Here is a 10,025-nt window from a genome sequence, read left to right on the forward strand (position 1 = left end):
GACCTGTACATTCGCGAGGGCTGCGTCGGCTGCCACTCGCAGATGATCCGCCCGATGCGCGCCGAGACTGAGCGCTACGGCGACTACAGCAAGCCGGGCGAGTTCGTCTACGACCACCCGTTCCTGTGGGGCTCCAAGCGCACCGGACCCGACCTGCACCGCGTCGGCGGCAAGTACCCCGACTCGTGGCACTACCTGCACATGAAGAACCCGCGCTCGACCTCACCGGGTTCGATCATGCCGGGGTACCCGTGGATGTACACCAACAAGCTCGATGACACGCACATCGAGGGCAAGATCATCACGCTGCGCAAGCTGGGCGTCCCGTACCCGGACGGCTACGACCAGAAGGCCCGCGCCGACATGCAGGCGCAGGCCGCGCAGATCGCCGAGCGACTGAAGGGCGCCGGCATGGACACGCCGGCCGATCGCGAGATCGTCGCCCTCATCGCCTACCTGCAGCGCCTCGGCACCGATGCCAAGGCAAAGCCCGACGCCACCCAGGCGGCCCTGCTGCCCAACGGGGGAGGCCGCTGATGTACAAGGAAGTCCTGCGCACGATCGTGGGGATCGAGGTCTTTCCCGTCCTCTCCCTGCTCATCTTCCTGACCGTGTTCGTCGTGATGCTGGTGTGGGCGCTGCGACTCGATCGCCGCGAACTGGCTCTGTACGCCGCCCTGCCGCTCGACGATGATGCGTCCGCGCCCGAGGCGCGCGGCACCGCCCTGCGAGGAGCCAAGCTGTGAGCGACAAGAAGGACGAACTCCTCAACCACGAATACGACGGCATCCGCGAGTTCGACAACGCGCTGCCGCGCTGGTGGCTGTACGGCTTCTACTTCACCATCGTGTTCGGCATCGTGTACGCCATCAACTACCACGGGCTGTCGAAGCCGATGTGGGGGCAGCCGGGCATGGTGGCCGAGTACACTGCCGAGGTCGAGGCGGCCAACCGGCTCGCCGCGAACCGGCCGAAGGCAGCAGGCCCGAGCGCCACGCTCGTCGCCCTCACCGATCCGGCGAGCCTGCAGAAGGGCCAGGCGATCTTCGAGAGCAACGACAACCTGTGCCACTCGTGCCACCGCAAGGATCTCGGAGGCCTGGTCGGGCCCAACCTGACCGACAACCTCTGGATTCACGGGTGCACGCCGGCCGAGATGGTGAAGAACGTCGCCACCGGCTTCCCGCCGCTCGGCATGTTGCCGTACGGCAGCGGCAAGACGCTCTCCGACGAACAGCTCCTGCTTGTGGTGAGCTACGTGCTCTCGAAGCAGGGGACCAACCCGGAAAACCCGCGGGCCGTCAATCCCGAGCGGGAGAAGCCCTGCAGCTAGCACGTCCATGACTACCCAATCCACAGCGCCGCTCGGGTTCGACGAGGATCACGACACTTTCCGCAACGAACTGGCCAGCGTCCACACCGACGGCCGGCGCAAGTGGGTCTATGCACGAAAGCCGTCCGGGCGTTTCTACAACGCCCGGACGTACGTCAGCTACGTCCTGCTGGCCCTGCTGTTCCTCGGGCCGCTGGTGAAGCTGCACGGGCAGCCCATCCTGCTGCTCAACATCCTGGAGCGGAAGTTCATCGTCTTCGGCATCGTGTTCTGGCCGCAGGACTTCTACCTGCTGGTGTTGTGTGTCCTCACCGGGTTCCTCACCATCGCGCTGGTGACGTCCGCGGTGGGTCGCATCTGGTGCGGGTGGCTGTGCCCGCAGACGATCTTCCTCGAGATGCTGTTCCGCAAGATCGAGTGGCTGATCGAGGGGTCGGCGCAGCAGCAGGTGCGCCGCGACAAGGCGCCCCTCACGTTCGACACGGCGTGGCGCAAGGGCCTGAAGCACGTCATCTTCTTCGGGCTCTCGTTCCTCATCGCCAACGTCTTCCTGTCCTACATCATCAGCTTCGACGCCCTGTGGAAGATCGTGACCGACCCGCCGCGGGAGCACCTGGCCGGCCTGTTCGCCATCACGGTCTTCAGCTTCGTGTTCTACGCCGTGTTCGCCCGGTTCCGCGAGCAGGCCTGCACGCTCGCCTGTCCGTACGGACGCGTGATGGGCGCGCTGGTCGACCAGAACACCATCACGATCACCTACGACCGCAGCCGCGGCGAGCCGCGCGGCAAGATGGTGCGCGGCGCGCAGGAGGCCGCCAGGGGCGACTGCATCGACTGCGGGCAGTGCGTCACGGTGTGCCCGACGGGCATCGACATCCGCAACGGCATCCAGCTCGAGTGCGTGGCCTGCACGGCCTGCGCCGACGCCTGCGACGACGTGATGGCACGCGTGAGCAAGCCGACGGGCCTGATCCGGTACACGTCCGAGGAGGCGGTACGGACGAAGCAGCCCAATCGGCTCAGCTGGCGCGTCAAGGCCTATGCGGTCGTGTGGCTCATCATGTTCTCCACCGCCGCCACGCTGATTGCCAGGCGGCCGGCCATGGACGTGCTCATCCTGCGGCAGCCCGGCACCTTGCAGACGACGCTCGACAACGGCGACGTCAGCAACTTCTACAACGTCCAGGTGATCAACCGCACCAACACGCCGTTCACCCTGCAGTACCGGGTGGTGGAGCCGGCGGGCGGCAGCATCACGCCGCTCGGCCCCATCGGCGACATGGCCCCGTACGGCATCATCCAGAGCCGCCTGCTGCTGCGCCTGCCCAGCACCGCCGTGAAGGGCACCAGCACGCCGGTGCGCATCGAGGTCACGCAGGGCGGGCAGCTCGTCGAGATGGTGGAGACATCGTTCCTGGGGATTCCGAACCAGTAGTGACCAGGGGCTTCGACGCTCCGGGACGGCTGGCTCTCGGAGCCTGGCCATGAGGTACCGATGAAACTGCAGATCCACTGGGGCGTGGCCGTCGCCCTGTTCTATACGGCCTTCGCCCTCAGCACCGTCGGGTTCGTGGCCTTCGCCATGACGCGCGACGTGGAACTGGTGAGCGACGACTACTACGCGCAGGCGCTCGACCACGATCGGCACATGCAGGCCGTGGCCAATGGCGATGCGCTCGCAGGCGCCGTGTCCGCGCTGGTCGAGGGCGACACGCTCCGGCTGCAGTTCCCGGCCGCGATGGCCAGCCGCGTCCGGGGGACGGCCCACCTGTACCGGCCGGCCGACGCACGCGCCGATCGCGCCGAGGCGCTCGTGCCCGAGGCCGACGGCTCCCAGGCCATTGCCCTGCGCGGCCTGGCTCGCGGGCACTGGCGCGTCAAGCTGCAGTGGTCGGCCGACGGGCGCGACTACTTCGTCCAGCGCGACGTCCGCGTGCCATGACGGCCCTCCTGGCGGGCCTGGCGTTCGGGCTGGTCGGCAGCGGGCACTGTGCGGCGATGTGTGGCCCGCTCGTGCTGCTGGCGGCGCCGAGGTCGCAGGGGCTCGGCAGTCATCCGCACGTGCCGCCCCAGCGCCTGGCAGAGCATACGGCGCTGTATCACCTCGGTCGCCTCGGCACCTACCTCGTGCTTGGCGCACTCGCCGGGCTCGCCGGCGCCGCACTGGCGCGCCTCGGCCTCGGCCGTGCCCTGGCCATCCTTGCCGGCGTGGCGCTCGTCCTGCAGGGCCTCGCCGCCACGCGACTCGTCTCCACCACGCTCGGGACGCATCGGCTCGCGGCTGCCGTCACGGGGGCGCTCGGCCGTGCCGGCACCTGGATGCGCGCCCACCGGATCCGTGGCCCCCTGGTCTTCGGCGCCCTGAACGGGTTGCTGCCCTGTGGCTTGCTGTACGCCGCGCTCACGGCCGCCGCCGGCTTCGGCCAGTTCGGCCAGGCGCTGCTGTTCATGGCCGCGTTCGCCGTCGGCACGACGCCCGTGCTCGCGGCACTCGGCATGGCTGGCGGGGCCCTGACGACGCGCGTCCCCGTCGCGATGCGTCGCGCCGCGCCCGTGGCCCTCGCCATCGTCGGGGTGATCCTGATCATGCGCGGCGTCTCGACGCCGCACGGCGCGCATGCCCCCGCCGCGACCACCGAGTCGGTGGCCACGCAGCCGCATCACCACTGAGGGGGCAGGGCGCGTGGTCGCCATCAGTCAGGGGCGTGGTGTTCCTGTCAATCAGGTAGGGCGCGATGTCCCTATCGCGCCGTTGGCCGGCAGCGGTCCCGACGCCGCGAGCCATCGGGACTGACGGCGGGGTGAGGACACCCCGCCCTACCTCTGAATCTGTGGGGACCCCCGGCCTACCTCGGTGGGGTGGGACACCAGGCTCGATCGGTCCTACGTCTCCAGGCCGCAGCGGACGATGCGATCGCCCAGCGTCGAGCGCTTGATGCCGAGCAGGCGCGCCGCGCGCGACTTGTTGCCGCCACTGGCGGAGAGGGCCGACGCGATGCAGTCGGCCTCCACGCGCCTGAGGTACTCGTCGAGCGACAGCCCGCCCAACTGGGGCATGGGGGGTGTGGAACCCACCCGCGCAGGGAGGAGGGCGTCATCGGTCAGGTGGGCCGGCGCGTCGAGCGGACCGCCCGCCAGGTCGTCCCACGCGGCGGCGCGAGGGGACCCCTGGCTCGCGGGCTGCCGGGGCGCGTCGCTCACGATGTCCGGTCCGCCGTCCTGCAGGAGGATGCTGGCACCCAGGCAGCCGATCCGGATCTGGCCACACGTGCAGCTTTCGGCCATGCGCTCGCAGGTGTTCTCGAGTTCGCGCACGTTGCCGGGCCAGTCGTAGTCCATCAGGGCCCGCATCACGCCATCGGACAACGGCGCGGGCGGCACCCCACGCCGCTCGAAGAACCGCTCGAGGAAGTGCGTGAGCAGCAGCGGAATGTCCTCGCGCCGTTCGCGCAGGGGCGGCAGGCTCACCGAGAGGACGTTCAGGCGGTAGTAGAGGTCTTCGCGGAACCGGCCCTCGCGCACCATCTGCTGCAGGTCGCGCTTGGTGCCGGCGACGACGCGGACGTCGACCGGGATCGGGCCGGTGCCGCCGAGGCGCTCGATCGTGCGTTGCTGCAGCGCGCGCAGCAGCTTGACCTGCATCGGCAGCGGCACGTCGTCGATGTCGTCGAGGAACAGCGTGCCGCCGTCGGCGCGCTCGAAGCGGCCGGCGCGGCTGCCGGTGGCGCCGGTGAAGGCGCCGCGTTCGTGTCCGAAGAGCTCGGACTCGATCAGGCTTTCGGAGAACAGCGCGCAGCTGACGGCGACGAAGGGCTTGTCGCGCCGCGTACTGTGGAGGTGCAGCGCGTTGGCCACCACCTCCTTGCCCGTGCCGCTCTCGCCGGTGACCAGCATCGTGCCCTGGCCCGGCCCGACGAGCGCCAGATAGCGGAAGATCGCCCGCATCCGCGGGTTGCGCCCCACCACGATGGACTCGAGGGAGAACGGCACGCGGTCTGGCGCCGCCATGTCACGCCACCTGGACGAGGCGGAGGCCGGGCGCGAGGCGCCGCAGGGCACGCTCGATGCCGACATGGAGCGTCATGTGCGAGGTGGGGCAGTCGGCGCACGCGCCCAGCAGGCGCACACGCACCTCGTCGCCCGCCACGTCCACCAACTGGATGTCGCCGCCGTCGGCAGCGAGATAGGGCCGGACGCGCGTGAGCACGCCTTCGACGGCCGTGCGTGTGGGCATGGGGGAACCTCTCCGATTGCCCACGGTAGCACTGCCGACTCTTCGGCGTCTGTCAGAGGATTCTGATAATCGCGCCGGAAATCCGGCAATCGACGGCATGGTGCCCGCACGGATCGAGCGTGGCCGTCCACGGCCGCGCGTCGCCATCCGCACGCCTCGTCACAGGCGGCGTGTGGGCACACTGAACCTCGAGGCGTCTGCGACCGTCCCACACACGACATGGCGCATTTCCAGAAGGGCAGGCGGGCCCGGCGCAGCCTCCTGGTGCGGCTGCTCCGCTGGGGCATGGCGGGCGGCGTGGGTGTGCTGGGCGTCGCGTTCGTGGTCGCCTACCTGCGGTCGGGGAACGAGTGCGACCGGGGGCCGTTGGTGGCAGGACCGTCGCCGATGACGGCGCTCGTGTCCTGCGAGTACGGCGGTCCCGAGGTGCTGCAACTGGCGCGCATCGCCCGGCCCGCGCCGGGCCCCGGGCAGGTGCTCGTGCGCGTACGCGCCGCATCGGTGAATCCGGCCGACTGGCATTTCATGCGCGGCGTGCCGCGCGTGATGCGCCTGGTCAGCGGCCTGCGCAAGCCCTCCGAGATTCGCCTGGGCAGCGACTTCGCTGGCGTGGTGGCCGAAGTCGGCAGCGGCGTGACCCGCTTTGCGGTCGGCGACGAGGTGTTCGGCCTGCGTCGTGGCGCCCTGGCCGAGTACGTGGTGGTGTCGGCCGACGGGACGGTGGTCCACAAGCCGGCGACGATCACCTTCGAGGCCGCTGCGGCGGCGCCGCTGGCGGCAGTCACGGCGTTGCAGGGCCTGCGCGATCAGGGGCAGGTGCAACGCGGCCAGCGCGTGCTGATCAACGGGGCATCCGGCGGCGTGGGCACGTACGCGGTGCAACTGGCCAAGCACCTGGGCGCGCATGTGACCGGCGTGTGCAGCACGCGCAACGTCGCCATGGTCCAGTCGCTCGGGGCCGACCGCGTCATCGACTACACCGCCGCCGACGTGACCCGCCTGCCCGATCGGTACGACGTGATCTTCGACACGGTCAGCAATCACGGACTCGGCGCCCTGCGCGCGTTGCTCACCGAGCGCGGTCGGTACATCGGCATCGGCGGGGGCACGCCGCACGCCCAGGTGTGGCTCGGCCCGCTGCCGCGCATGGCCGGGATGGCGGTGCGGTCGCTCGTCGGGTCGTCCACGATGGGCACGTTCGTGGCGAGCGGCAACGCACGCGACCTCGCGTACCTCCAGCCGCTCCTGGCCGACGGGACCCTGCGGTCACAGATCGACCGCGTGGTGCCCTTCAGCCAGGTCGTCGAGGCCATCCGCTACCTCGAGCAGGGGCGCGCGCGCGGCAAGGTGGTCGTCGTGATGCCCCCGGGCTGACGAGGCGACGGCCCCCCCTGGGCGGGCACGGTGTTCAGCACGCCGTTGACGACTGGCGCGTGTCTTCACCCACCAAGCGTGAGCAGGTGCTTGCGCGTGGCGCCCTTCACGATCGAGAGCGGGATGCTGGCGTCGAAGGTCGCCAGGCAGCCCTCGTGCTTGACCGCCAGTGCCAGCAGGTACACGTCGGTGAGCTGCCGGTGTGTCACCGCCGCATGGGGAGTCAGCACGTCGTCCAGCAGGCTCACGTCCGACGGCCAGAACCGGTGACCGTCCACCGCGCAGACACGGGTGAGATGCGCTCGCATGGCCGTCGCCGTCAGCGCCGCCGCGTGGTACGCCGGGTTGGAGAGGATGCGGATGGCGCCGTTCTCCGTGATGGGTGTGGTGGCCCAGCCGTGTGCTCGGGCATCCGCGAACCAGTCGTGCGCCGCATCGTGGTGCAGGTGGTCGCCGTCCAGCAGTGCGACGAGGACGTTGACGTCGAGCAGCGCCACGCGCGCCATCAGGCCTCGTCGCGCAGCGCGTTGACCTGCGCCATCGAAGGACGACGGCTGCCGGCGGGACGCGCAGGCAGCAGCGGTACGCCGTTGCGCGTGGCGACCCGCGGGCGAGACTCCAGCGCCTGCCGGACCAGATCCGAGATCACGCGCCCGGCCGTGGTGCCACGCACGGCCGCCAACTCCTTGGCAGCCTCGAGCAGGTCGTCGTCGAGGTCGAGCGTCGTCCGCATCAGGGGCACCATCTCGCATCACGCATCAGATGTCAATTGACACAGGTGTCCGCCTCGGTTGTGTTCCGGCCACATCGAGTCTGGCAGGTAGAATCGCCTGCACGCGCGCCCTGGACGTCCCGCGGCCCGCGTGTTCCCCGATGGCAGTCTCTAGTCCGATGGTCGAGCGTTGGTGCGTCGTGTGTCGACGCCTGTTGGTCTTCATGTGCCTGCTGGTGCTGGCGCTCGGCGTGAAGCTGCACGCGCAGCCCTGGGTGCTCGCCGGCACCGTCGTCGATCCCTCGGGCCGTCCGGTCGCAGGCGCCCGCATCGTGGTCACGACATCCGATACCGCCGCTGCGAGCGCGACATCCACTGACGGTGACGGCCGCTTCGAAGTGCGGGTCGATGCGGCGCAGCCCGTACAGCTTCGCGTCGAGCGTGCCCGGTTCGCGCCACTGGAGGTGCGCGTGGCCGCTGGCGAGCCGCCGTTGCGCCTTGCGCTGCCGCTCGAGTCGTGGACCGAGCAGGTGGTTGTCACGCCGCCGGTCGTCGACGCCACCACGGCCGACAGGTTCGGCGCGGCGAGCACCATCGTCACCGACGCGCAGATCGAGCAGTTGAACGCCGTCGACCTGGCATCCGCGCTGCGCAGGACGCCTGGCGTGACCATCTCGCGATTCAACCCCGTGGGAGCGTTCGGCGGTGAGTCCGGTGGCGCGGTCTTCGTGCGGGGCACCGGCATGAGCCGTCCCGGAAGCGAACTGAAGGCCTACGTCGACGGCGTGCCCTTCTACATGGGCATCTGGGGACATCCGCTGCTCGACCTGCTGCCGGTGAGCAGCCTCGACGCGGTGCAGGTGCACAAGGGGCCGCAGCCCCAGGCGTTCGGCAATGCCTTCGCGGCGATCGATCTGTCGACGCGCCGCGCGCGAGGCGAGGGCCTGGCGGCCACGATGCGGGCCAGCGCGGGCAGCTTCGGCACGGTCGTGGAGCAGGCCGAACTGAACGGCCGATTCGGCGCGTGGGACGTCGCGGTGGCGCAGGGGTTCGCGCGGTCGGACGGCCATCGTCCTGGCGCCGACGGACGCCTCGCCAACGCCTTCGCGCGCGCCGGCTGGCGCTTCGCGCCTGGATGGACGCTGGCCGCGACGATGCTCGTGGCTGACAACGACGCGTCGGACCCTGGCGTGGTCGGGCAGCCCGAGACGATGGCCGGCCGTTTCGGCACCACGGGGGCGCTCGCCACGCTGTCGGTCGCGCACGCGGGAAGCCGGTCCAACGGCAGTGTGCAGGCGTACACCAACAGTGGGGAGGGCAACTGGCGAGGCCAGCTCCCGCCCGACGGCGACACGTTGACGCGATTCGCGCTGTCGGGACTGCGTTGGCGTGAGGAGGTGCGTGCGTGGGGCGGCGTGCACGTGTCGGGCGGGCTGGACGTCGATCGCATCGACGGCGACGTGCGCTTCGACACGGTGGCGCCAGTGCCACCGTCGAGATTCGAGGGTGACGCGCTGACGATCGTCGCGCCGCACATCGCGCTCGATCGCGTGGTGCCGCTCGGGCGCACGTGGTCGGTCCAGCCCTCGGCGGGCGTGCGGCTGTACGACCACTCGGAACTGCCGTCGGCCTCCAGTCCGCATGCCGGCGTTGTCGTGCGCGCCGGCACGCTGCTGGCCGCACGCGTGAATTACGCGCGAGGCGTGTCCTATCCGGGGCAGGAGGTCGTGGTGCTGTCGCAGCTGATCCCGCCGCTCGGCCAGTCGTGGCGGCAGCTCGAGGCGGAAGAGGTGGAACACGTCGAGGTGGGCGTGGCCCTCACGCCGCGACCCGGCACGAGCGTGGACGCGGCCGTGTTCCGCGACGACTACACCCGGCGCTACGTGTTCGCGTTCCCGCCGCGCGTCGCGCGCCCCACCTTCCTCAACCTCGGCGCGCACACCGTGCGTGGCGCGGAGGCCTCGCTGCACCAGGACCTCGGCGCCGGCTGGCGCGGGTTCCTCGGCGTCACGCTGCTCGACGCGTCGATCCCGTCGCTGCCGTACCTGCCTGAGCGCTCGATCGTGGCGGCGGTCACCGGCCGGCTCGGTCCCGTCCACGTGGCCGTGGACGTGCAGCACCAGTCGAGCATGCACGTGCTGGCGCGTGCGCGGACTGCCGTCGGTGCCAATCCCTCGCGCGTGGATGGCTTCACGGTGGTCAACGCGCGCCCGTCATTCACCCTGCCGCGCACGGGCAGTCGCGCCGACCTGTTCGTGGCCATCGAGAACCTGTTCGACACCACGTACGCGTACCGCCCCGGCTACCCGATGCCCGGCGCGTCGGTCCAGGTCGGCGTGTCGCTGCGAGCCGGTCGCCGCTGAGCATCCCGC

Annotated in this window: 12 protein-coding genes; 8 read left to right on the plus strand and 4 right to left on the minus strand. The window is 70.4% G+C overall.

Features of this window, described 5'->3' with window-relative positions; translation table 11 throughout:
• From ccoO to ACIRDX_RS17370, 6 genes are all read left to right on the plus strand, one after another.
• On the plus strand, positions 1-537 hold a 537-nt coding region (gene ccoO / locus ACIRDX_RS17345), incomplete at its 5' end, for a cytochrome-c oxidase, cbb3-type subunit II (protein ID WP_396626698.1).
• Positions 537-746 carry a cbb3-type cytochrome c oxidase subunit 3 gene (locus tag ACIRDX_RS17350; protein WP_396626699.1) on the plus strand — a complete coding sequence of 70 codons (210 nt, stop codon included), beginning with the start codon at positions 537-539 and terminating at the stop codon, positions 744-746. The genes ccoO and ACIRDX_RS17350, both read left to right, overlap by 1 nt.
• Positions 743-1,333 carry a cbb3-type cytochrome c oxidase N-terminal domain-containing protein gene (locus ACIRDX_RS17355; RefSeq protein ID WP_396626700.1) on the plus strand — a complete coding sequence of 197 codons (591 nt, stop codon included), beginning with the start codon at positions 743-745 and terminating at the stop codon, positions 1,331-1,333. The genes ACIRDX_RS17350 and ACIRDX_RS17355 overlap by 4 nt, the downstream gene beginning before the upstream one ends.
• A 7-nt stretch (positions 1,334-1,340) precedes the next feature.
• Positions 1,341-2,768, plus strand: coding sequence for a cytochrome c oxidase accessory protein CcoG (gene ccoG, locus ACIRDX_RS17360; RefSeq protein WP_396626701.1), 1,428 nt, complete (start codon positions 1,341-1,343; stop codon positions 2,766-2,768).
• Positions 2,769-2,828: 60 nt separating this feature from the next.
• On the plus strand, positions 2,829-3,275 hold the full coding sequence (locus tag ACIRDX_RS17365; protein ID WP_396626702.1) for a FixH family protein: 447 nt from the start codon (positions 2,829-2,831) through the stop codon (positions 3,273-3,275).
• Positions 3,272-4,003: a sulfite exporter TauE/SafE family protein gene (locus ACIRDX_RS17370; RefSeq protein ID WP_396626703.1), complete on the plus strand. Its 732-nt coding sequence runs from the start codon at positions 3,272-3,274 to the stop codon at positions 4,001-4,003. The genes ACIRDX_RS17365 and ACIRDX_RS17370 overlap by 4 nt, the downstream gene beginning before the upstream one ends.
• 213 nt (positions 4,004-4,216) lie before the next feature.
• Here the strand turns inward: ACIRDX_RS17370 and ACIRDX_RS17375 are convergent, their stop codons facing one another.
• Entirely contained in the window at positions 4,217-5,341 is a 1,125-nt protein-coding gene (locus ACIRDX_RS17375; protein WP_396626704.1) for a sigma-54 interaction domain-containing protein, read from the minus strand.
• Between the two features lies 1 nt (position 5,342).
• Positions 5,343-5,567, minus strand: coding sequence for a NifU family protein (locus tag ACIRDX_RS17380; RefSeq protein WP_396626705.1), 225 nt, complete (start codon positions 5,565-5,567; stop codon positions 5,343-5,345).
• Positions 5,568-5,954: 387 nt separating this feature from the next.
• Here ACIRDX_RS17380 and ACIRDX_RS17385 point away from each other — a divergent pair, with 387 nt between their 5' ends.
• The gene (locus ACIRDX_RS17385; protein ID WP_396626709.1) at positions 5,955-6,941 is read left to right on the plus strand and encodes an NAD(P)-dependent alcohol dehydrogenase; all 987 of its coding nucleotides are present in this window, start codon (positions 5,955-5,957) and stop codon (positions 6,939-6,941) included.
• Between the two features lie 65 nt (positions 6,942-7,006).
• Here ACIRDX_RS17385 and ACIRDX_RS17390 read toward each other — a convergent pair whose 3' ends face one another.
• Positions 7,007-7,447, minus strand: a complete 441-nt coding sequence (locus tag ACIRDX_RS17390) for a TA system VapC family ribonuclease toxin (RefSeq protein WP_396626706.1) — start codon at positions 7,445-7,447, stop codon at positions 7,007-7,009.
• A complete protein-coding gene (locus ACIRDX_RS17395) occupies positions 7,447-7,674 on the minus strand; it encodes a CopG family transcriptional regulator (protein ID WP_396626707.1) in 228 nt (75 codons plus the stop codon). The genes ACIRDX_RS17390 and ACIRDX_RS17395 overlap by 1 nt, the downstream gene beginning before the upstream one ends.
• Positions 7,675-7,832: 158 nt before the next feature.
• On the opposite strand from ACIRDX_RS17395, the gene ACIRDX_RS17400 reads away from it, so the two are divergent.
• On the plus strand, positions 7,833-10,016 hold the full coding sequence (locus tag ACIRDX_RS17400) for a TonB-dependent receptor plug domain-containing protein (protein ID WP_396626708.1): 2,184 nt from the start codon (positions 7,833-7,835) through the stop codon (positions 10,014-10,016).
• Positions 10,017-10,025: the final 9 nt, after the last annotated feature.

Origin of the sequence: Luteitalea sp., from assembly GCF_044337415.1 — a bacterium.
Classification (GTDB): Bacteria; Acidobacteriota; Vicinamibacteria; order Vicinamibacterales; family Vicinamibacteraceae; genus Luteitalea.